Below are 21609 nucleotides of genomic sequence, written 5' to 3'. Positions count from 1 at the left end.
AGGCGAGATGACACCAGAAAGTAGCAAAAATGAGACGGATGCTTCTCAATCTGGTCACTATGGCTGAATTTTCACGCCGTCAGGGCGGGCAAACCGGCCATTTCGTAAAGAAGGCTTAACCCTGAGGCGGACAAAATTACACGCATCAGAAACTATTGTCTTCGCGTGAGTGCCGCCGTCCATGTCCCGATACGCTGAAACTGCCGAAACCGAATATACAGCTCTTGCCCGTTTCATGGCCGGGGTGCGGTTCCTGGTTGTCCGCGCAGGCGGGCTGTCGCTGATCGCGCTGGGGCTTTTTGCCTTTGTCAGCCTCCTGACCCACGACATTTCCGACCCCAGCTGGTCAGTCGCAACGGGCCGCACCTATGTCGCCAATTGGGGCGGGCAAGCGGGCGCGGTTCTCTCGGATGTCCTTTTGCAGATGTTTGGTGGTGCCGCGCTTGTCGTGGTCCTGATTCCCGCCGTCTGGGGGTGGGAAGCATTCCGCCATGGCGCGCCGGAGGGGCACACGCCGCTCAGCGCATGGGTAAAGCTTGGCGCCTATATCGGGGCTGTCCTTGCTGCAGCCGGTCTTGGTGCCTGCCTGCCGGTGCCGGCGGACTGGCCTTATCTTGTCGGTATGGGCGGGCTCATCGGTGCCCCGGTGAAAGCCTTGGCTGCACTGCCGCTCAGCTGGATCCATTCTTGGCTGGGCCTGTTGCTCGCCGCGCCAATTCTGATTTTTGCCGGCGCATGGGCCGGTGCACACGCGCTCAATATCCGCCGCGACCACGTCGATGCAGGGCTCGATGCCTTCTTCTGGTGCTATGATTATGTCGCTGCACAAGCGACTGTTCTGCTGGACCAGTGGCGTGAAGCCCGCGGCGAACGCCAGGAGCCGACCTTCGATGAGGAGGCCGAAGCCGAGGCGGAAGAAGAATACGAATATGAGGACGAAGCCGAATATGAAGCCGAGGACGAGGCGGAGTATGAGGAAGAGTACGAATATGAAGACGGCGAAGAATACGAATATGAGGAAGATGAGGACGAGGCGCCTAAGCGGAAAATCATCCGTGAGGTGAAAAAGGTCCAGCCGCGCCGCGTGCTCGACGAGGCGCCGGAATATGATCCGGGCAATTACAAATTCCCCTCTCTCAAACTCCTCAAGGCCCCGAACCCCAATCACGCTCGCGTCGTTTCGGACGAGGAACTGGAGGAGCGCGCTCGCCAACTTGAGAGCGTGCTCGCCGACTTCAAGATCCAGGGCGAGATCATCAATGTCCGGCCCGGCCCGGTCGTCACGCTTTATGAGCTGGAGCCAGCCGCAGGGGTCAAATCCTCGCGCGTCATCGGCCTTGCCGACGACATCGCCCGGTCGATGTCAGCGGTTGCCGCGCGGGTGGCTGTCGTGCCCGGCCGGAACGCCATCGGCATCGAGCTGCCCAATGACGATCGGGAATTCGTCCTCTTCCACGAAATGCTGGCCTCGGACGGTTTCCATCAGGGCCGCAACCTGACCCTTGCGCTTGGCAAGGATATTGGCGGCGAACCGCAATATGCCGACCTTGCCAAGATGCCTCACCTCCTGATCGCCGGGACCACGGGCTCAGGTAAATCGGTCGGGATCAACACCATGATCCTGTCACTGCTTTATCGTCTGCCTCCTGATCAGTGTAAGCTGATCATGGTCGACCCCAAAATGCTCGAACTCTCGGTCTATGAGGGGATCCCGCATCTTCTCGCGCCCGTCGTGACCGATCCGCGCAAGGCCGTGGTTGCGCTCAAATGGACGGTCAAGGAGATGGAGGACCGCTACCGCAAGATGTCGCAGATGGGTGTGCGGAACATCCATGGCTTCAACGAGCGTGTGGCTGAGGCCGAGGCAAGGGGCGAGCCCCTGACCCGTCGCGAGCACAAGGGCTATGATCCTGATACCGGCGAGCCGGTCTATGAGGAAGAAGAACTCGAATTCGAAAAAATGCCGTTCATCGTTGTCGTGATCGACGAGGTGGCCGACCTGATGATGGTGGCGGGCAAGGATATCGAGGCGATGGTCCAGCGTCTGGCGCAGATGGCGCGGGCGGCAGGCATCCACCTGATCATGGCAACCCAGCGGCCTTCCGTTGACGTCATCACCGGCACGATCAAAGCGAACTTCCCGACACGAATTTCCTTTCAGGTGACCTCGAAAATCGACTCTCGCACTATTCTCGGTGAGCAAGGCGCCGAACAGCTCCTCGGTCAAGGGGACATGCTCTATATGGCGGGCGGCGGGCGCATCACGCGCGTGCACGGCGCCTTTGTGGCGGATGACGAAGTCGAAAAGATCGTCAGCCATCTGAAGAAACAGGGTAAGCCGTCTTACGTTCAGGAAGTCACCGAAGGCGATGACGAGACGGCCGAGCAGCTCGGGCTTGATATTGGCGGGAACACTTCGTCAGGGGACGCCATGTTCGATCAGGCGGTGGCGATCATCGCCCGTGACCGGAAGGCCTCGACCAGCTACATTCAGCGGCGGCTGCAGATCGGCTATAACCGCGCTGCAACTCTCATGGAGCAGCTTGAAGAGCAGGGCATTGTCGGCCCCGCCAATCACGCGGGCAAACGTGAGATCCTCGTCGGCGAGGATGCCGCCTGATCCTCAGCCTCGGAACAGGTTCGCGGTCGTCAGAAACAATCGCTCCGCGGCGTTGGCGCGTTCATTGGGCAGAGGCCCTTCGACATTCCCGAAGATCTGCGCATAGACTTCGCTTCGTTCAGCTGCGCTGAGATCGGCCGGCAGGGGCTCTGGGAACACATCTGCAAAAAGCGATTCTGCAGAAGGCTGAGGAGAAGGTGAGGAGGCGATGATCGCCTCGCCTTCCTGCGTCTTGCGCAGGCTTGCGGCTTCTGCGCTGCGGGAGACTTCCGGCACCGGATTTGGAACATCCGTGCGCAAAGGTTGAGTATTCGCTGCCGCCGGGGCAGCGGAAGAGGCCCCTAGACGCAAATCTGCTCGCGCGGGGGCCTGTGACGGGGACAGGCCTGGGATGTCCATTTCTTCTCCTTTTGGTCCCGCAACCAGGGACCGAGTTAAACAAATCATTTCCACGAACAGGCGTTGTGGATAAGTCACCATTATTGGGGAAAACTATTTCCCGAAGGTTTATTTCGGAACAGCAATAATACTGCCTTTGGCAAGGTAAACGGCGGAATTGTGGCGAATTCTCGGCCCACCAGAACGTAACGAAATGGGGCCTTTCACGGGCCATTGGCGTGCATTACGTCCTCTGTTCGGGTGACGAGGAAGGACCCCAGAATGTTTATGACCCCATTTTCCGCCGTCGCGGCGATGCTGATGAGCTCCGTTTCGTCGACTCCGCTGATGGTAAATAGCGGGACCACCGCCGTGACGATTGAAGCGGCGGCAGTGACTGAAATTGCGCAGGATACCTCCACCGAAATGACGGTGGAGACGACTGAGCCGGCCCCGATTGCGGAAGCGACCGTCGCGCTCGAAACCGAGGCTGCACCCGTCACGATTGCCGCCAACGCGGTGGCGTTCTCCGATCTCAGCGATGATGAGGTTTTCGACCGCGCCGCCGAGGCGCTCGAAGGCATGAAAACCCTCAAAGCCCGCTTCTTGCAGGTCTCGCCGTCCGGCAGCGTCTATGAAGGCGATGTCTCGATCCGCCGGCCGGGCCAGCTGCGCTTTGATTATGATGATCCCTCGCCGCAGCTGATCGTTGCGACCAACGGCCTCGTCTATGTGCATGACGCGGATCTTGAGACGACCGACAGCTATCCGGTCAGCGAGACACCGCTCAAATTCCTGCTCTCGAAAAGCCTAGACCGTGAGGCGGCGGAACTTGTCGATGTCATGCGCTCCGAAGACCGGGTCAGCCTGATCATCGCGGCGACCGACAGCGAGATGGAAGGCGAGCTGGCGCTGGCCTTTACCGCACCCGACATGGAGCTGATCGGCTGGGGTGTGCGCGAGCCGAACAACGCCGTCACGACGGTCGAACTCAGTGAAGTTGAGATCGGCGCGAAGCTGAACAACCGTCTGTTCCGTGCACCTGATGCAGGCGGCACTTTCCTGCGGGATTAAGGGGGCAGGTATTCCCCCTTGCATCCTCGACTAGTTGCGATGATATCACAGTCAAACATTTACGAGGCGTAACTGGAATTGGCCGTGAAAGAGCGTAATCTGACAATGTGGCGCGAACTGGTGGGCCGGCGTTGCCCCCCCGCTGACGGTTCACCCGCGCCGCATCAGCCCTTCGATCCCCAACGGGCGGAAGGCGGCGGAAAATGGTAACGGGCGACGACCCCACCCCCACTATCGATCCCGCCGCCTTCGCATCTCTCGAACAGGAAACCCCTATTCTGGTGCGACTCCGGCGCTTTGCGCAGGGGCTTGAGCGTATTTCGTGGTTTGCCCATCTGGGTGAGCCGCCAACGCCAGAGCTGCGCAAAACAGCCGTCGAATATCTCGACCGGCTGGGGTTTCCCGAGGCGGATCTGGCCATCCTTGCCGATTATGACGATGCTGCCTCCGCGGCGGAGACCCATGATTGGTCCTCACCTGCCTGGGAGGCCGAAGAACTCCTGCGCTCTAACCTGACAGAAACGGCTCTTTCGGTGATGTCCGAGGAAGCCCTCGAAGTAGGGCTTAAACTCGTCGCGCAGGAAGCTGGCGATGCGGCAAAAGCGGCGGCTGAAGAGCAGGCCGCCCTCTGGGATATGGCTGATGAGGCCGCGCTAAATCTGGCGGTCGGGGCGGCGGTGCAGGCGGCCCATGGCGCTGCGCTCGCGCTGATTGCGGCCGCTGCGGGTGAAGAAGAGGCTGACGACCATGCTTTTGTCTGGAAGCTGAGGCTCTTCGAGCAGGGGCGTTGGCCTGTCACAGTGATCGGCTCTAGCTGCAGCGTGTTCTAGAACAGCTTCAGAATCACCAGTAAAATCATATAGATCGCAAGCGCCGTCAGGATCCATTTGAGGGCGCTGCGGAACTGGTTCTCGTCAAACCGTGAGAGGAGCTTCGCGCCCAGCAGCGTGCCGGCGAAGCCTGCCGCAATCGAGAGCAGGATTAGCGGCAGCCAGGGCGCAAAGGCAAAGCCGGCGAGCCCGAACACGACAATTTTCAGCCCGTGCTGCACAGTCATACAGGCCGCAGCGGTGGCCTGCAGATTGATCCGGTCATACCGCGGGACGGCCGCCAGAAGCGCCGTGATGAACGGGCCCGACGCCCCGACAAAGAGGTTGAGGATGGTCGAGACGGTGCCGGCGAGGAAAAATGATTTTCGCCCGAAAGGCAGACGCAGTTTCGGCCCCCACTGGGAGAACAGGATAAACCCCGCGATCAACAGCCGCAGCGCGGCGGCAGGCAGGGTTGTCACGATCTGTCCACCGATCAGCGCCCCCAAGAGGGCGCCGGCAAACACCGCCCCAAAGATCGGCAGATCGAGCCCGCGCCTGAAAACAAAGGCCCTTCCGGCATTTCCACCCATCATGATCGCGCCATGGACCGGCACGACGGCGGTCACCGGTGCAAGCACACCCATGACCCCGATCAGCAGCAATCCGCCGCCGATCGAGAAGGTCGCAGTGACGCCTGCAGCCAGGAAACTGACCACGATGACGGTAATTTCGGCGAATGTGCCGAGATTAGGGGCCAGATCCGGGAAGTTCATCGTGGCCGATTAGCCACGACCGGGCTTTCGGGCAATTCTGGCACGTTGCGCATCTGTTGGCGCTTCCCCACCGCTGTGGTAAGCCGTTAACAGCGTCTTAATGGCCCATTTGGGGGTGCCGTCGGGATGCGGTGTACGCCGCTCGTCGGGCGAAGGGGAAAAGTGATGGCTGACTTGCCGATGCGACTGGTTGATGTGTTCTCGTCGCCACTGGGAATGATGGTGCTGATATTGGCGTTTCTGGGCATTGCCGGAACCATCGCCTGGGCTTTCTGGGACAAGCAGCGCGCCGGACATTCCGCCACTGCGACCAACATGCCGCTGACCCCTGTCGCGCCGCCCATGCTCAATCCGAATGTGACGCGCCCCGCGATCCAGACCAGCGTTGGCAGCGGCGCTGATGGCGGCCTTCGCAATATCGTCATCGCCATCATCGGCATTGTCGCCGTGATCATCGGCGCGCAATTCGCGATCGGCCGCGGCGGTGAGCAGGCCGGGGCGCAGAGCGCGGCGAATAATACGCCTGCGGATGACCCGATCAATACCGCCTCCGTGCCGTCCTCCGCTCCGGTTCTCGTCGATTGCGATGAAGGCCCGGTCTGGACCAAGCGCGATGAAGACCGCGACGTGATCGTCGGGATCGAGCGTGAGCCGATCAAATCCTATGTCATCTGTGCGGGCCGTCAGTCGGCTCAGTTTGATGTGATTGATTTCATGGCCGAAGAAGATGGCGCCTTCATCTTCGAACCGGTCTGGCATCCGGTCGACCTGCCGGTGCTGGGTACACGGAATGACGAGTTCTACTACAAGCGGGAATTCGCACTGTCTCGGGATGAGTTCAACATGGTCGCAGGGCCGGGCTCGAATGTTTCCGACTACGACCTGTTCCTCGCGATTGGTCTTGCTGGCTGGGACATCGAAAGCGGTGTTGCGGATCAGCGCGCCGCCAATCGCGGCTTCCACATTGCGCGCTATGTGCTTGAAGAACTGCGCGGCGAAGAAGACGCCAATGACTGCCGCAGCCCGGCTGTCGTTTATGCGCTTTCCGTTGGTCAGTACCAGCCGGGCGGCTCGACCGCAGCGGCCGAGAATGTCGCTGAAGCCACGCGCAAGATGGTTGGCGCCGGTACGCCAGTTGCTCAACTGACGCGCCAGTCGGCACCGATCCTGTTCGGTGTACGCTATCTGCAGAAAAGCGAGATCGTCCCGAAAAACGAAACTCAGGCTGAGCGCCGTGCCCGTGCGGAACGCCAGCATCGGGCGCTGATCGAGGACTTCCTGCGCTCACAAGGCTCCAGCATTGCCGGCTTCAACCTTCGGGAATTCGGCACACCGCAGACCCTGTTCGTTGAGCGGGCCTGCTCACGCGCCGCCATCCAGTAAGGTGGTTCGTCAGACTGGCATGCGGCGGAACCTTGGTGTAGGCCCGCCGGATGCGCCTCTCCACATGGAACATTAATTCCGTCCGCTTACGTATTGGTCTTGTTGAACGTTTCCTGAAAGAGGCGTCGCCTGACGTTCTCTGCCTGCAGGAAATCAAGTGTCAGAACGATCAGTTCCCGGCCAAAGCCTTCATCAAGGCGGGCTATGAGCACCACGCCGTGCACGGCCAGAAAGGCTATCACGGTGTCGCCATCGTCTCTCGCATTCCGTTTAAAGAGGTCGAGACCCGACAGTTCTGCGGCGAGGCGGATTGCCGCCATGTCGCAGTGACCTTCGAGGACGACACCCTGCTTCACAATTTCTATGTCCCCGCGGGCGGCGATGAGCCGGACCCGGAGAAGAACCCGAAATTTGCGCACAAGCTGGCCTTCGTCGAGGAGATGACGAAGATGTTCCGGCGCACCGGCAAGCGTCCGCAGATCCTTGTCGGGGATCTCAACATCGCGCCGCATGAAAACGATGTGTGGTCGCACAAACAGCTTCTCAAAGTCGTCTCGCACACACCGCCCGAAACCGAGCGGATGGCGAAACTCATCAAGGCGGCGCCCTTCATTGACGTCATGCGAGAGCTGACGCCCGAGGATGAGAAGCTTTATACGTGGTGGTCCTATCGCGCGCGCGACTGGAAGGCCTCAAACCGCGGTCGCCGTCTCGATCATATCTGGGTGACCGAACCCTTGCGTGAGCGGGCGATGAAAGCGGGCGCGGGCGCCTTCACGATCCATGAGGATGCGCGCGGCTGGGAGAAGCCCTCCGACCACGTGCCCGTCACGCTCGATTTTGCAGAATAGCTGACCCCTAACGAAAAACGCCGCCCCGAAAGGAGCGGCGTTTCTGATTTCTGCCTTAATGGCCGGAGGGTGTCCGGCCATCAGTGCGGGAAGCTTAGCGCTTCTTGGCAGCCGTCTTACGCTTGGCCGGAGCCTTACGCTTGGCCGGAGCAGCTTTCTTCTTCGCAGGAGCAGCTTTCTTCTTGGCCGGAGCGGCTTTCTTTTTAGCCGGAGCTTTTTTCTTGGCCGGAGCCTTCTTCTTCTTAGCCGGAGCTTTCTTCTTCTTGGCCGGAGCTTTTTTCTTAGCCGGAGCGCGGCGCGGCGCCATAGCTTCAGCTTCGATCTTGTCGAGAGCTTCAGCGTAGGACTGCAGAGCCTTCATGAAAGCGCCCTGTTGCGTTTTCGGCAGCATGTTGAGGGCTTTATCTTCAGCCGACATCACTTTGCCTTCAGCAGCGCTGAGCATTTTCTTGCCAGCTGCGGTCAGTTTGACTGCGTTTGCGCGGGCATCGTCTTTGGTACGCTGACGAGCCAGGAGGCCTTTTTTCGTCAGACGGGCGATCATGTCAGCCAGTGTCGACCGGTCGATACCGGTGCGGCGGACGAGATCGGTTTGGCTCAGGCCTTCGTCCTGGGCCACCGTGTGAAGCACGGCAAACTGACGCGGAGTCGGGCCACCGGCGCCAACACCGCTTTTGTACAGATCATCAGCATATTGCTGAGCACGGCGCAGAAGGTGGCCGGGGGATTGTTTGAGGTCGAATTTCGCCATCGGGATCGCTCTTTGGTCTCTTTCTGGGCGGGGTTATTTAAATGGTCCGCCTTCGGGTTTGACATAACGAGAGCGGATTGGCCGCCCCCAGAAGTTCTTTGTGCCGTGTCATGGCGCATTGAACGCAGGATAGATGGCACGGTTCAGTTAAAGAACGCTTGCAAAATGATGAGGTTCGGGTACGGATGCAAGACTTTTTGCTGCCGAAACGATGGATTCTCACGATTCGGAGCACCTTTGGAGGCAATTTTTGGCCCATAAGGAAGATTTGTCCCCGTCATTTCGTCTCGAGATCCCTTCTGGAGACGATCGGGAAAGGTCCGTCTGCACCCGGTGCAGCTTCATCGACTACCGAAATCCACGCATTGTGGTGGGTAGCGTGGCCACGGACGATTCCGGCCGGATTCTACTCTGTCAGCGGGCGATCGAACCCAGAAAAAGCTGGTGGACACTGCCTGCGGGCTATCTGGAGACGAATGAAAGTGCCGAAGCGGGTGCTCGCCGCGAAGCGCGGGAAGAGGCGGGAGCGAAGCTCGAGATTGACCGTCTGCTCGCGGTCTATTCGCTGCCTCGCATCAGCCAGGTCCAGCTGATGTACCGTGCCCGGTTGACCAACCCGGATACCATTGCGGCGGGTCCGGAAAGCGAAGACCTGATGCTGGTGTCGTTCGAGGATATTCCCTGGCCGGACCTCGCCTTTCCCTCCGTGTCCTGGGCGCTCAGAGACTGGCGTGCGGTCGAAGGACAGGCGGACTTTGCCGTACGGAGTAATCCCGCCGACGGGCTCTAGGGATCTGTTGCGAAAGGCAGGCTGGGCCTACGCCTTGTCGCCTTCTTCCTCTGCAGCGGTGTGCTTCATAATGAAGGGCATGTTGGCGGCGATGAAGGCAAAGGACGCAATCGGATAGCCGAATGATTTGATCTTCACCCATGTGCCTTCGCCGTCACAGAAGGCATCGGGCACACAACCAGACGTCAGGGTGCGCCAGAAGATCTCGTTCATCACAGCGGCGACAACAAGAAAGCCGATGAAGCGCCAGCTCAGCGTACGCCATGCGGCCTCCGGCATATCAAAAGCCCCATCAAAGGCGGATTTAAGAAAAGTCCGGCCCGAGAGCAGTCCGCCCGCCAATAGCGCGGCGAAGAAGCCATAGATGATTGTCGGCTTGATATAGAAGAAAGTCTTGGACTGGAAAATGAAGGTCAGCGCACCGAGGACGATCATGATCATACTGGAAACCAGCAGCATCGGCGCGATCCGCCGTGTCTTGATCAGTGAATAGCCGAGCGCGATGATCAGCACGGGCAGCATCATGGCCAGCGCCAAATAAAGCTCGTGACCTTCCATGCCGAAAAACTCAGTGCCGACGATGCGGTCGGCCACCGGCCCCAACCGGCTGTGCAGGAAAAAGCCGATCAGGAAGACGGCGATCGGGCCCATTTCGACAGCGAATTTCTCGCGGCCATCGAGTTTTGCTTTCGCTGGGGCGGTGCTGGTTACGTCTGTCATCTGATGGTCACTCCCCCCGAGCCGTCAGGGCTTTTGCAAATTCCTCGGCGTCAAAGGCCTGAAGGTCTTCTACCGCTTCGCCAACACCAATGTAATGGATGGGCAGGGCGAATTTATCGCCCAGCGCGACCAGCACACCGCCGCGCGCCGTGCCGTCGAGCTTGGTCATGATCAGACCCGAAACCGCCGCAGTCTGAAGGAAATTCTCCGCCTGGCTCAGCGCGTTCTGGCCGACTGTCGCATCGAGCACGAGCACGGTGTCATGCGGCGCATCGGGCACGAGCTTTTTAATGACCCGGACGATCTTGCCCAGCTCCTCCATCAGCTCCTTGCGGTTCTGCAGTCGCCCGGCCGTGTCGATCAGGACGACATCGATGTCTTCTTCCTGCGCGCGCTTGATTGCATCAAAGGCAAGGCCTGCCGCATCCGCGCCCTGCTCCTTGGCAACGACCGGCACGCCGACGCGCTCGCCCCAGACGGTGAGCTGCTCGATCGCGGCTGCACGGAACGTATCGCCCGCAGCGAGGAGGACCGACTGTCCCTCATCGGAGAATTTCCTGGCGAGCTTGCCGATGGTCGTTGTCTTGCCTGCGCCATTGACCCCGGTCATCAGGATGACATGCGGCCGGTGCGCGGGGTTCACCTCCAGCGGCGCTTCGAGGTTCTTTAAGGTCGAGGCGACTTCTTCGGCGAGGATCGCGCGGACCTCTTCGTCACTGATCTCCTGATCATATTTGGTCTTTGACAGGGTCGTGATGATCCGCGTTGCTGCCGGCAGGCCGAGATCCGCCGTGATCAGAAGGTCTTCGAGTTCCTCGAGCGTTTCGTCATCGAGCTTGCGCTTGGTGAAGATGTCGCCGATTCCGCCGGACAGTTTGGCGGAAGTCTTGGCGAGACCCTCGCGGAGGCGCGCAAAAAGGCCGCCGCGTTTTTTGGGCTTTTCGGGTGCCGGCTCTGCGGGGGTGTCTGCGACCTGCTGGTCCTCATCGGCGATTTCGGGCGCGAGAGCGGCGGGCACGTCATGCTCACTGCGAAGAGGCGCAGGGTCATCCTCAGGTTCCGGCTCTTCCCCTTCGGTCAGCTCTTCGTTATATATCTCGGCTTCGGCCTCGCGTTCGGCCTCTTCTTCTACGGCGTGAAGATCGTCTTCGTCGGCGACTTCCGGCGCCATAGCGTGCGAGATGTCATCATGATCATCCGCAGGCGTCTCGGCGACAGGTTCTGGACCGGGCTCACTTTCAGGGACAAGGACGACTGGCTCTTCGCCTTTCTCGATGGTGCTGTGTGCCGCATCGAGGTCTTCCATCTCCTCTTCTTCCGTTCGCGGCGCGAAATCCTCCGCGTTCACGTCAGAAGAGGGCTCTTCCTCAACCGCCGCCGGCGCGTCTTCCGCAACGACCTCTTCGGCGGGTTCTTCGGCATCGGCTTTCGGCTTGCGGCCAAAGAGCCGTCCGAACAGACCTTTTTTCTCAGCCACAGGCGGCCTCCAGTTCATCGGTGATCATCTCGCCCGTCAGGCGCCGTCCGTCATGCCCGCTGATACGCACCTCTTCGCGCGCGCCCTTGGGCAGAGGGATATCGAGTACGATGTCGGTGAAATCGTTCAGCTTGCCAATCGCCTGTCCGTGCCGGTTCATCTCGACAAGGACGGACCGCGTCTCGCCCAGATGGCGGCCCAGATGATCGCGCAAGGCAAGGTCGGCGCAGTCGCGCAAACGCGCGGCGCGAGACTTGACCTCGTCGCGGGAAAGCTGGGGCATTTTTGCCGCCGGCGTGCCGACCCTCGGCGAAAAAGGGAAGACATGCACAAAGGCAAGCCCGCATTCCTCAACAAGGCGTAGCGAGTTCTCGAACATCTCTTCGGTTTCGGTCGGAAAGCCAGCGATCAGATCCGCGCCAAAGGCAATTTCGGGCCGCGCGGCTTTCAGCCGCTGGCAGAGCGCAATGGCGTCTTCGCGGGAATGCCGCCGTTTCATCCGCTTCAGGATCATATTGTCCCCGGCCTGCAATGACAGATGCAGGTGGGGCGCAATGCGCGCCTCCTCCGTGACCAGACGGAAAAGCCTGTCATCGATCTCTGCGCCATCGATAGAAGAAAGCCGGATGCCGATCTCTTGCGGCAATGCGTCCAGCAATGCCTCGATGGGATCGGCCAGCGTCATGCCCTCGCCAAGGTCGGGCCCGTAAGAGGTGAGATCGACCCCGGTCAGGACAATCTCCCGCGCGCCCGCTTGCGCCAGCTCCAGCGCTTCGGCGGCACAGTCCTCGGGCCGTTTCGAGCGCGCTTTGCCCCGGCCAAACGGGATGATGCAGAAGGTGCAGCGGTGATCGCAGCCATTCTGGACTTCCAGATGTGCACGCGCCTCGACGGTCGCCATGGGCGCAGGGCCTTTGGGCAGGTGTTCGCGGGCAAAGACATCGGCGACCTCGCCGGGCGCGGCATAGGCTTCGGGCGCGAGCTTCTCGCCATTGCCAATCAGGGCGGAAATCTCGGGCATCTCGGCAAAGCCGTCCGGGTCCGTCTGCACCGCGCACCCCGAAACAAGGATGCGGGCATCGGGATGCTGGCGGCGTGCCTTCCGGATCGCCTGACGGCTCTGGCGCACGGCCTCGCCGGTCACCGCGCAGGTGTTGATGACGACAAGCTCCCCTTCAGGCGTTGCCTCACGGGCCAGCCGCGCCATGCGTTCGGCCTCATAGGTATTGAGGCGGCAGCCGAGGCTGACGATATGCGGGGTCTGGGTCATGGAACGGCCTATGTGACGGTCCGGCTTCGCTGCGGCAAGGGGCGCAATTAGCGGCGATATGGCGAAGCGACTTCGCGGGTGAAAAAGTAAAGCGCTCTTGTGCTGATTGTCTCACCTTCTAAATAGTGAAGGAGAGGACGACCTCTCCCAACAGGGTACGCATGACCAGGACGGCCTGGCTCTTTTTCGGAGGGCCAAATGGCTTGGGTCTATCTCATTCTTGCCGGAATTCTCGAAATCCTGTGGGCTTATAGCATGAAGCAGTCGAGTGGTTTTACGCGCGTCGTGCCTACTGCTGTGATGCTTGTCGCTATGATCGGAAGTTTCGGCCTACTTTCTTTGTCTATGAAGACATTGCCTCTAGGGACAGCTTATCCAATCTGGACAGGTATAGGCACCATCGGGACTTTTCTGGTGGGTATCGCTATTCTGGGCGAAGCATTCACAATGTTACGAATCATAGCCGCAATGCTAATCATGGCGGGCCTAATCATGATGAGAATTTCTTCCCCGGCCTGACAGCTTTGGAGAGGTTCCCAGATAACTGAATTGCACTGCACCTAATCCTTGTGGATATGGTCCGATCACGAGACCGTCTGCACGCGCTAATCGCCGAAAACCCCCTGCCGGGACAGCCTGATCGGCCCGGTCTTGAAGACGTGGTTCGTCGCCTCATCCCATTCGATGATCAGCGCGCCGCCCGGCATGTGAACAGTGGCTTTACGGTCGGTCAGGCGCCGCCGCACGGCAGAGACGAGGGCGGCGCAGGCGGCGGTCCCGCAGGCTTGGGTGAGACCCACGCCGCGCTCCCATGTGCGCACGCGGAGGGTCTCCCGATCCACGGCTTGGGCGACCGAGACATTGGCGCCTTCAGGATAGAGCGGGTGATGCTCGATCATCGGCCCGAAGCGGTCGAGCGCCTGGGTGTCCACGTCTTCCACGAAAAAGACGCAATGCGGATTGCCCATGCTGACGGCGGACGGCCCCCACAGGACCGGCTTGTCGATGGGGCCGAGCTTGATGTCGATATAGCGGGTATCATTCATCTCTTCCGCCAGCGGAATATCTTCCCAGCCGAGCTTTGGTTCACCCATATCAACCGTAATCTGGGCCTCGCCTGCGCGGGTGGCATGAAGCGGACCTGACGGTGAGCCAAAAGTCAGCTCGTTCTCGCCTGTCTCCTCCATCAGGAGCCAGCCGACACAGCGCGAGGCATTCCCGCAGGCACCCGCAAAGCTGCCATCGGTATTATAGATGATCATCGTTGTGCCGCCGGTTTTGTCGCGGACAAGGCCTATGATCTGGTCACAGCCGAACGGGCCTTCGCGGTCGCCGAGATATTGCGCGGCTTCACGTGTCAGCTCGCCGCCCCGGCGCAAATCGACAATGACAAAATCATTGCCCGCGCCGTCCATCTGCCAGAACGGGCAGCCATCAAGACCGGCAAGGGCGGGCGGAAGGTCGGACATGGGGGCGGTGATCCTAAAGCGCGCCGAGGCCTATCACGACTGCCGCGCCGCCTGCAAAGGACAGGACGCTGAGCATGCTGGGCTCGCCCCGCCGGGCGGCAAGGGCATATTGCGCGGTGGCGGCCATCGCGGCGGCGGCCAGCGGATCGGCGCCTGTGGCGGTTGCGGCAAAGGCGCTGGCGACGAGGGCGGCAAGGCGCGTTGCGGTGCCTGACATCGAGGTGATCCGCATCAGGCCGGGTCCACTCAGGATCGTCGCGCAAAGAGAGAAGAGGATCGCGACCGGCAGGCCGGAGGTCATCGGCGCGGTCAGCGGGGTCTCCACCCATTCAAGCCCGAAGGCCCATGCGGCATAGGCATTGGCGCCGGCCAGCATCGCCACGGGCGCAAACAGCGCAAGATAATAAGAGAGCATGAAACGCTTTTGCATATGCCGCGGGGCGCAGAGCCACAGGGTCGCGCCGAGCGGCAGCAGGAAGGCGCTGAAGCCGGGGACGGCCAGCCACGCAAAGGCAATGGCGAGGCCCGATCCCGCCATGCCCTGATGCGGCCTGCGCCGAGGTAATGCTGCGAGGGCCCGCCACAACACATATAATCCGATCACGGCCCATCCGGCGCCGCCAAGAACAAGGGCAAGCGTCAGGGGGTGGGTGCATAGAAGCAGCGCGCGCATCAGCCGCCCGGGGCGCTTGGGTGCTGTCAGGAAACTTGTCAGACCAATGATCGGCACGGCCATGGCGGTGGCAATCGATAGGCCTGCGGCCTCCGATGTGCCCGGCAGGCTTGCGAGCAACCGTCCGAACCACAAGGTCAGATCCATGCCGGGCGCAAAGCCCGTCTCGCCTTCAAGCAGGGTCAGGCGGCCATGAAAGACATGGGCGGTCCAGTCCTCAAACCCGGTCAGCGCCAAGGCGCCCGCCATGGCAAGGACAATGGCGAAGCCTTGGGTCTCCGGCCATTGCCAGAAACTGCGCTGCTGCATAGTGGTCAGGCTCATGTGCTCGCCTCAAGGTCGCGCTCGGCGATCTCTTCATGGGCGAGCCCGGCGCCGTGCTCGGTCTTCTCCCAGTAATGTGGGCTCGTGATGAACTGCCATGCCGCGCGATATCCGGCGGCCATCTGCAGCACCCAATAGGCGGGCGAGGTCAGGGCGTAGGGGACAAGATCGTGCCAGCGCCGCCGCATCGGCGCGAGCATATAGAGCCAGAGAAGGATCAGATTGCCGGCAAGAAAACCGATGGTCGCAAGCGCGCCAAGGGGAGCGGGGAACAGCCAGTCGAGATCGACAATCCCGCTCAGCCAGACAATATACAGCACCCAGAAGATCGGGTTGAACAGTGAGGCGACGATCACGCCGCCAATGACCAGATGCAGGGTGAGTGCATGGGCCGGGCTCTTCGGCAGATATCGCGAATGTACGGCCCAGCTTTGCATATAGCCCTTGATCCATCTCGTCCGTTGACGGAACCAGGCCCCAAGGCCGTTGGTTGCTTCTTCCAGCGTCGTCGTATCCAGCATCCGGCTGGTGTAGCCCTTGGCGGCCAGCCGCATGCCGATATCGGCGTCTTCGGTGACATTGTGCGGATCCCAGCCGCCAATCGCAAGCAGGGCCTCTGTGCGGAAGATGTTGGAGGTGCCGCCGAGTGGCAGCGGTGCGCCGAGCGATGTCAGGCCGGGCAGCAGGATATCGAAGATATAGGCATATTCGGCGGCAAAGATGCGCGTCAGCCAGCTGGCCTCACGGTTATAGTAATTGAGCCGTGCCTGAAGGCAGGCAACTGTCGGCGGCAGGACGGCAAAGGCTTCGGCGGCGCGGCGTAATTGATCCCGGGCCGGACGGTCTTCTGCATCATAAATGACGATGTATTCACCGCGCGCGCTCCAGAGGGCGTAGTTGCACGCCTTTGGCTTGGTCTTGGGCTGCCCTTCCGGAACGATGACCACGTCATATTTGCCGGGCTTGCAGGCTTTGGCCGCGGCCTTGCGGGTGAACTCGTCATCGGCTTCGAGAACGATCTTGATATCGAGCTTCTCGCGCGGGTAATCGAGCCGGTCGAGCGCGCCGAGCAGATTGGGTAGGCTCTCTTCCTCCTTGTAAAGAGGACAGAGGATCGTGATCAACGGTAGGGCGTCATCGCTCAGGGGCTCGGTATTGCGGATCCGCCGGGGCCGTGCCTCGCGGATGATATTGGCGACCAGCGATAGTCGGAAGAGGCAGAGGGCCAGCCCGTAAAGAATGAAGGCCGCGTTCAGCCCGACCAGCACGCCGCGAAAGGAGAAGAGCGCGGCAATGAGGATCAGGACGCCGATACTCCATAAAGTTATGAGCTGAGGCCTCGAAAACCGGCGTTTGGCGGAGAGCTCTGGCGAGGCTTCGGCGAGGGCTTCACATGCGCCGCGGGTCAAGAGATCCTGATGCTGCGCGCGGAACATCGAGACGCTGCCTTCGTGGGAAAGCAGTTCGTTTCGGAACGCCATCAGGGCTGATAACTGCTTATCTTCGGCCATCTCTACGTCGGCCATAGATGCCGACGACCGGAAGGGCAATCATAAGGAGAATCCGCCAGGGCAGGGCCGCCGCCGTAAACTCTGCCGGAAGGGCTGCAAAAGCGCTGCTTCCCGCCTCTCCGAGCGCGCCGATCCCGATCAGGACAAGGGTATAGATGCAGAGCCGCTTCATCATGGCTCTACCCACAACGCAATAAAGCCCCCCGTCCCTGCATCAAGTCCATCAGCTACCACGTCACGCCGGGCGCCAAACTGGATCCTCACATGGGGAGAGGCCCGCATGACCAGCGAGGGCGCAACAGTGACGAGGTCAAACTCTGCGCCGCCGGGCTCGGCATCGCCTGCGGCAAAGGCTGAGTAGATGTCGAGGAGGAACATGCTCGTCTCATCGGTATGAAGCCCGAAGGTGACATCGAGTTTGAGCTGGTCAGCGTCATCACCAAGGCTCGCGCGATAGCCGCCTCGGGTCGATATGAAGGCGGCCTCGTTCCCAGCGCCCCACAAGCCTGAGAGCTCGATGGCGGCGGAGCGCCCGTCGATCTCTTCAGCGAAAAGTGCCGAGCGCGTCGTCGTCTCAAAACCATAGAGGAGCTGGATCGCGGCAGCCTGAGTTTCGGTGCCATACATTTGCCGCTGGATGAAGATTTCCGCATCCGACAAGCCGGTGCGGATATCGGTCATGCCGCCGAATTCGACCCGCTGCCAGGTCGAGCCGAGCTTGCCGCCCAGTGACCAGCGGTCGAAAAACCCCTGCTCCGCATAGGTCTCGAGGACCATCTGCTCGAACTGACGGTCATCCTCGCCGCTGCGATAGTAATCGGTCTTGATGCTGCGGAAGCTGTCCTGATCGGGCTGGCCCCATGGCGAGGCTGCGGCATGGTCAGCAAAAAACACTACAGGAAGGCTGGCTGCCAGCGCAGCCTTCTCCAATATTCCACCCATGCGCGATGCCCCGCGATCCCTAAACCTAAAGGATCATGCTCACAGCGGGCGGGGACAGCAAGGTGCGCGCGAGTTTTTCAACTTGCGCGCGTCAGCGTCAGCGGCACTCGCGTGCGGCGCGTTCAAGCGCGTTGGTGATGCCGTAGAGCGAGAAGGAATATTCGGTATTGGTGCCGCGCTCGGACATCGCCGAAATCCGCATGTCCGAGCCGCGCTTCATCGCACCCACCAGACGGCTTTCATCGCCATCGGTTTCGATGAAGGCTTCATCGCCAGCAGTGAACATGTCCCAGCGGTTCGAGCCGATGCGGACCAGCGGCTTGGGCCGCTCGCGCAGGTCATAACCGGCCATCAGGCTCGGTTGCTCGGCAGCCTTGCCGCTTTTCCATGTTGAAACAGCGAAATAGACTTCGCCGTGATCAACGCCTGCCGGGTCGCGATCGGTCGGCTCGGTCACGGCATAACACACTGTATCGCCACCGACTTCGGCCTTGTAGACGGTCCAGTCGCGGTAATTCGCAACAGCCTCGGGCTCCTGCATCATGGCGGAATTCGTCGTGGTGCTGACGAGTGCGGCGAGAACAGTCAGGGTGAGTGTCATGTCGGCTCCTTTTGACGTCTGTCATTATGGCAAAGGCGCGGGAAGGATAAAAGGCTCCCCACCTGACAATCATGCCATCTGCGCCTTCAGGGCGGCGGATGCAATAAAAGGCGAAAGGGCGAGCGCCTGAAGGCTGAACGCACCGAGGATGAGAAGGGGGACCAACGGTGATGCGCCCGCACTGGCCGGTCCGAAGACAAGCGCCGGGGTGAGCAGCGGCAGCGCGAGAAAGACGATGAGCGCCGTGCCGCGCCGCATACCGGCGCAAAGCGCCCCGAGCGCAGCGGCCAGTAAGGCTAGCCCCGGCGTGCCGAGCAAAAAGCCAAGTGTGCCCGAGACCGGATCTTCCGCGCCAAAGGCGATCAGAAGGACCGGGGCAATCAGGACGAGGGGCAGGCAGGTTGCGCACCAAGCGGCTGCCGTCTTGATCAGCATGACGAGCGGAAAGGGCAGTGGCGAGAGCCGATAAATGGCAAGCCCGCCGGTGCGGAAATCCTCCTCATAAAGACCGTCAAGCCCGATGAGGAGAGAGAGGATCGCCGAGAGCCACAATATTGCGGGGCCCGCCGCGGCAAGAAATTCTGGATCGCGTCCCAGCGCGAGGGGAGCGAGACCACCCGCCACGGCGAAAAGTCCGACCGCCGCCGCCCAGCCGCCGCCGCGCGCCTTCAACCGCCATTCGCGTAAAAAAGCTGCCGACGCCGCGCTCATGCCGCCACCGCCGGGGAGAGGCGCAGGACCGGGCAGCCCGGAATGCCTTCGTCGTGACTTGCCATTAAAAGGATGCCGCCCGTTGCGCGGTGCTCGGCAATGATCGACAGCAAAAGCTCCCTGCCCTGATCATCCAGCCCACTCATTGGCTCATCAAGCAGCCAGAGCGGACGAGGCGCGCAAAGAAGCCGGCCGATCCCGGCGCGCCGCCGTTGGCCCGTCGACATCTTGCCAAGCGGCGTGTCTTCCAAACCTGAAAGCCCCAGCCGCGCGGGCAACTCATCCGTTGCGCCGCCACCCAGCAGGGACGACCAGAAGGACAGACTTTCCTTTAAGGTGAGTTTGTCAGCCAGCGCATCATCACCGCCGAGCCAGTGGATCGCGGTTGCTCGCGTCTCGCTCGCGTCGGCCTCTTCACCGGACAGATCAAAGCGGACTGTGCCCTCAGCAGGGTCTGAAAACCCGGCCACAGCGCGTAAGATCGATGTCTTGCCTGTCCCGTTCGCGCCGCGCAGCGTCAGCGCCTCACCGGGCGACAGCGAGAACGCGAGCCCCGCGACCACGACGCGTCCACCCCGCTCGGCAGCAAGGCCCTCAATGGTCAGCGATAGCGTGTGGTGGTCCATCTCCATGACCGCTGCCTTTGCGGCGGGTAGGGGTGGGGGGTCAAGCAGTCGGGCAGCGTGAACTATATGCAGCGTGCACCGGTTGCGCTGCGGCAAAGACGGGCTGCAACCTCCAGCATCTACCATCAGGACTTTGAGAATCCGCTGAAATCCCGCTAGTGCTGCAAACTGACTAGAGGGGAGAATACATTATGGGATGGGATTTCAGTCTATCTCGATCGATCAATGCCATGATCAAGACGACGCCGTTCATCGTGACGCGCATGGTCGTCTATTTCGGCATTGCACTGCTTTATATCTTTGCGACCGGCACGGGTGGCGCGGTCGGCTATGGCGTCACCTCCTTCGGGGATGGTGAGGGCGCGGGCGCTTTCTACGGCGCGCTGTTTGGTTTTGCCGGCGCGTCAGGCGTTCTCTACTGGCTGCGCGAATACATTCTTTATGTCGTCAAGGCCGGTCACATCGCTGTCCTGACCAAGCTCTACGACAATGAGCCATTCCCGGAAGGCAAAGGTCAGGTGACCTACGCCAAGGATGTCGTTCAGGCGAAATTCAAGGAAGCGTCAATCATGTTCGCGGTCGACCAGCTGGTGAAAGGCGTCCTCAAGGCGATCACCCGCCTGCTTGGCGGCATCGCATGGGTTCTGCCGATCCCTGGTCTCGAAAACCTCATGAAGCTCGTGAACTCGGTCATCCGTATGTCGCTGACGTATGTGGATGAGATCATCCTTGCGCATGCCATTCGGACGAATTCGGACAATATGTGGGCGACGGCGCGTGAGGCGCTGGTCCTTTATGGTCAGAACTACAAATCCTTCATCAAGAATGCCGTCTGGCTGTCGTTGATGATGTGGGGGCTGACTTTCCTCATCTTCGTGATCCTGCTGGCACCGACCTTTGCCATTATGGCGCTGATCCCCGGTGACCTCGGCTTTTGGTCCTTCATCATCGCTTTCATTCTTGCGTGGTCATTCAAGGCTGCGATCATCGAGCCGATTGCGATGTTCTCTCTGATGCAGGTCTTTTTCGAGAAGACCGAAGGCCAGGTGCCGGATCCCGAATGGGAAGCGCGTCTTGAGAAAGCTTCCGACAAATTCCGGGAGCTGACGAAAAAGGCTCGCGACTTCGTCCCCGGCTTCGGCAAGGACAAGGATAAACTTTCGGACGGGCCTGATACTCCGGCGCCGGATCCTGCCTGATCCAGCGGCCCCAGTCGTGACGTCTAGAGACGATCTCGATACCGTCAGGGCCGAAACGAAAGCTGTCTATAACCGGCAGGCCGCTGCGTGGAATGCGCAGCGGCCTCTTTCATTGCATGAGCGTCCCTGCCTTGAAGAATTCGCAGCAAAGCTGCCTAGGGGCGGGCATGTTCTTGATCTTGGTTGCGGGTCCGGTGCGCCGATAGGCGGCTGGTTCCTTGAGCAGGGCTACCGGCTGACCGGCCTCGATTATGCGCCTGCGATGATCGAGCTTGCAAAATCACAGTACAAGGAAGGTGAGTGGCTCGTCGGCGACATGCGGGATCTCAACCTCTGCGGCCGCTATGACGGGGTGATCAGCTGGGACGGATTCTTCCACCTCTCACGGGAAGAGCAGCGGGCGTTCTTTGCTACTCTCGCGCCGTTGATGGTGCCGGGAGCGCCGCTCCTGCTGACGGTCGGCCCGGAGGATGGTGAAGTCACCGGCACCGTCGCGAGCGAGCAAGTCTATCATGCAAGCCTCTCACCTGATGAATATCGTGCCCGTCTCGACGCAGCAGGATTTAGTGACGTCAGGATTACGCCGCATGGGGAAGAAACGGCCGGGCGCACGCTGCTGACGGCCGTCCGGACATAGCGACTGTAAATGAGAGT

The 21609-nt window shown here is 60.8% G+C and carries 23 protein-coding genes; 9 read left to right on the top strand and 14 right to left on the bottom strand.

The genetic code is table 11. The features are described 5' to 3' along the window. The first annotated feature begins 181 nt into the window (after window positions 1–181). Window positions 182–2620, top strand: coding sequence for a DNA translocase FtsK (locus DX908_RS08875; protein ID WP_116391992.1), 2439 nt, complete (start codon window positions 182–184; stop codon window positions 2618–2620). A 3-nt stretch (window positions 2621–2623) separates the two neighbouring features. On the opposite strand, the gene DX908_RS08870 is transcribed toward DX908_RS08875, so the two are convergent. Then, entirely contained in the window at window positions 2624–3100 is a 477-nt protein-coding gene (locus DX908_RS08870) for a hypothetical protein (protein ID WP_233508659.1), read from the bottom strand. A gap of 180 nt (window positions 3101–3280) precedes the next feature. Between DX908_RS08870 and DX908_RS08865 the strand changes: the two genes are divergently transcribed. Together DX908_RS08865 and DX908_RS08860 are read left to right on the top strand one after the other, a co-directional pair. Continuing rightward, window positions 3281–4072: a LolA family protein gene (locus DX908_RS08865; RefSeq protein WP_116391990.1), complete on the top strand. Its 792-nt coding sequence runs from the start codon at window positions 3281–3283 to the stop codon at window positions 4070–4072. Window positions 4073–4275: 203 nt separating this feature from the next. Then, window positions 4276–4902: a hypothetical protein gene (locus DX908_RS08860; protein ID WP_116391989.1), complete on the top strand. Its 627-nt coding sequence runs from the start codon at window positions 4276–4278 to the stop codon at window positions 4900–4902. Here the strand turns inward: DX908_RS08860 and DX908_RS08855 are convergent. Next, window positions 4899–5657, bottom strand: coding sequence for a sulfite exporter TauE/SafE family protein (locus tag DX908_RS08855; RefSeq protein WP_116391988.1), 759 nt, complete (start codon window positions 5655–5657; stop codon window positions 4899–4901). The two genes, DX908_RS08860 and DX908_RS08855, sit on opposite strands and share 4 nt — an antisense overlap. Before the next feature lie 165 nt (window positions 5658–5822). On the opposite strand from DX908_RS08855, the gene DX908_RS08850 reads away from it, so the two are divergent. Both DX908_RS08850 and xth read left to right on the top strand, forming a co-directional pair. After that, window positions 5823–7040 carry a hypothetical protein gene (locus tag DX908_RS08850; protein ID WP_116391987.1) on the top strand — a complete coding sequence of 406 codons (1218 nt, stop codon included), beginning with the start codon at window positions 5823–5825 and terminating at the stop codon, window positions 7038–7040. Between the two features lie 50 nt (window positions 7041–7090). Further along, window positions 7091–7891 (top strand): exodeoxyribonuclease III, encoded by an 801-nt coding sequence (xth, locus tag DX908_RS08845; protein WP_116391986.1) that lies wholly within the window; start codon window positions 7091–7093, stop codon window positions 7889–7891. A gap of 94 nt (window positions 7892–7985) precedes the next feature. On the opposite strand, the gene DX908_RS08840 is transcribed toward xth, so the two are convergent. After that, complete coding sequence (locus DX908_RS08840) at window positions 7986–8642, bottom strand: MarR family winged helix-turn-helix transcriptional regulator (protein ID WP_116391985.1); 657 nt, start codon at window positions 8640–8642, stop codon at window positions 7986–7988. 211 nt (window positions 8643–8853) lie between these two features. On the opposite strand from DX908_RS08840, the gene DX908_RS08835 reads away from it, so the two are divergent. Continuing rightward, entirely contained in the window at window positions 8854–9432 is a 579-nt protein-coding gene (locus tag DX908_RS08835) for an NUDIX hydrolase (protein ID WP_116391984.1), read from the top strand. Between the two features lie 27 nt (window positions 9433–9459). Here the strand turns inward: DX908_RS08835 and DX908_RS08830 are convergent, their stop codons facing one another. Genes DX908_RS08830 through mtaB form a run of 3 tightly spaced genes read right to left on the bottom strand, consistent with a single transcriptional unit; the run spans window position 9460 to window position 12899 of the window. Then, complete coding sequence (locus DX908_RS08830) at window positions 9460–10152, bottom strand: inner membrane-spanning protein YciB (protein ID WP_116391983.1); 693 nt, start codon at window positions 10150–10152, stop codon at window positions 9460–9462. A 7-nt stretch (window positions 10153–10159) separates the two neighbouring features. After that, window positions 10160–11629, bottom strand: coding sequence for a signal recognition particle-docking protein FtsY (gene ftsY / locus DX908_RS08825; protein WP_199564657.1), 1470 nt, complete (start codon window positions 11627–11629; stop codon window positions 10160–10162). Further along, the gene (gene mtaB, locus DX908_RS08820) at window positions 11622–12899 is read right to left on the bottom strand and encodes a tRNA (N(6)-L-threonylcarbamoyladenosine(37)-C(2))-methylthiotransferase MtaB (RefSeq protein WP_116391981.1); all 1278 of its coding nucleotides are present in this window, start codon (window positions 12897–12899) and stop codon (window positions 11622–11624) included. The genes ftsY and mtaB overlap by 8 nt, the downstream gene beginning before the upstream one ends. 198 nt (window positions 12900–13097) lie before the next feature. On the opposite strand from mtaB, the gene DX908_RS08815 reads away from it, so the two are divergent. Beyond that, window positions 13098–13418 (top strand): DMT family transporter, encoded by a 321-nt coding sequence (locus tag DX908_RS08815; protein WP_116391980.1) that lies wholly within the window; start codon window positions 13098–13100, stop codon window positions 13416–13418. 86 nt (window positions 13419–13504) lie between these two features. On the opposite strand, the gene dapF is transcribed toward DX908_RS08815, so the two are convergent. The 8 genes from dapF to ccmA all read right to left on the bottom strand — a co-directional run bounded on the left by dapF (window position 13505) and on the right by ccmA (window position 19762). Further along, the gene (gene dapF, locus DX908_RS08810) at window positions 13505–14368 is read right to left on the bottom strand and encodes a diaminopimelate epimerase (protein WP_116391979.1); all 864 of its coding nucleotides are present in this window, start codon (window positions 14366–14368) and stop codon (window positions 13505–13507) included. A gap of 13 nt (window positions 14369–14381) precedes the next feature. After that, complete coding sequence (locus DX908_RS08805) at window positions 14382–15365, bottom strand: hypothetical protein (protein WP_116391978.1); 984 nt, start codon at window positions 15363–15365, stop codon at window positions 14382–14384. Next, window positions 15362–16846 carry a glycosyltransferase family 2 protein gene (locus DX908_RS08800; protein WP_158548622.1) on the bottom strand — a complete coding sequence of 495 codons (1485 nt, stop codon included), beginning with the start codon at window positions 16844–16846 and terminating at the stop codon, window positions 15362–15364. The genes DX908_RS08805 and DX908_RS08800 overlap by 4 nt, the downstream gene beginning before the upstream one ends. 16 nt (window positions 16847–16862) lie before the next feature. Then, window positions 16863–17051, bottom strand: coding sequence for a hypothetical protein (locus DX908_RS08795; RefSeq protein ID WP_116391976.1), 189 nt, complete (start codon window positions 17049–17051; stop codon window positions 16863–16865). Beyond that, complete coding sequence (locus tag DX908_RS08790; protein WP_147303762.1) at window positions 17048–17818, bottom strand: hypothetical protein; 771 nt, start codon at window positions 17816–17818, stop codon at window positions 17048–17050. The genes DX908_RS08795 and DX908_RS08790 overlap by 4 nt, the downstream gene beginning before the upstream one ends. A gap of 97 nt (window positions 17819–17915) precedes the next feature. After that, the gene (locus tag DX908_RS08785) at window positions 17916–18419 is read right to left on the bottom strand and encodes an invasion associated locus B family protein (protein WP_233508657.1); all 504 of its coding nucleotides are present in this window, start codon (window positions 18417–18419) and stop codon (window positions 17916–17918) included. A gap of 69 nt (window positions 18420–18488) precedes the next feature. Then, entirely contained in the window at window positions 18489–19130 is a 642-nt protein-coding gene (locus DX908_RS08780) for a heme exporter protein CcmB (RefSeq protein ID WP_116391974.1), read from the bottom strand. Then, window positions 19127–19762, bottom strand: coding sequence for a heme ABC exporter ATP-binding protein CcmA (ccmA, locus tag DX908_RS08775; protein ID WP_158548621.1), 636 nt, complete (start codon window positions 19760–19762; stop codon window positions 19127–19129). The genes DX908_RS08780 and ccmA overlap by 4 nt, the downstream gene beginning before the upstream one ends. 224 nt (window positions 19763–19986) lie before the next feature. Here ccmA and DX908_RS08770 point away from each other — a divergent pair, with 224 nt between their 5' ends. Continuing rightward, complete coding sequence (locus DX908_RS08770) at window positions 19987–20955, top strand: hypothetical protein (RefSeq protein WP_199564656.1); 969 nt, start codon at window positions 19987–19989, stop codon at window positions 20953–20955. Window positions 20956–20971: 16 nt separating this feature from the next. Beyond that, the gene (locus DX908_RS08765; protein WP_158548619.1) at window positions 20972–21592 is read left to right on the top strand and encodes a class I SAM-dependent DNA methyltransferase; all 621 of its coding nucleotides are present in this window, start codon (window positions 20972–20974) and stop codon (window positions 21590–21592) included. Window positions 21593–21609 lie beyond the last annotated feature (17 nt).

The organism is Parvularcula marina, assembly GCF_003399445.1.
In the GTDB taxonomy this organism is placed as follows: Bacteria; Pseudomonadota; Alphaproteobacteria; order Caulobacterales; family Parvularculaceae; genus Parvularcula; species Parvularcula marina.
The sequence above is the reverse complement of the archived record's forward strand: the minus strand, read 5'-3'. Positions and strand labels throughout refer to the sequence as shown.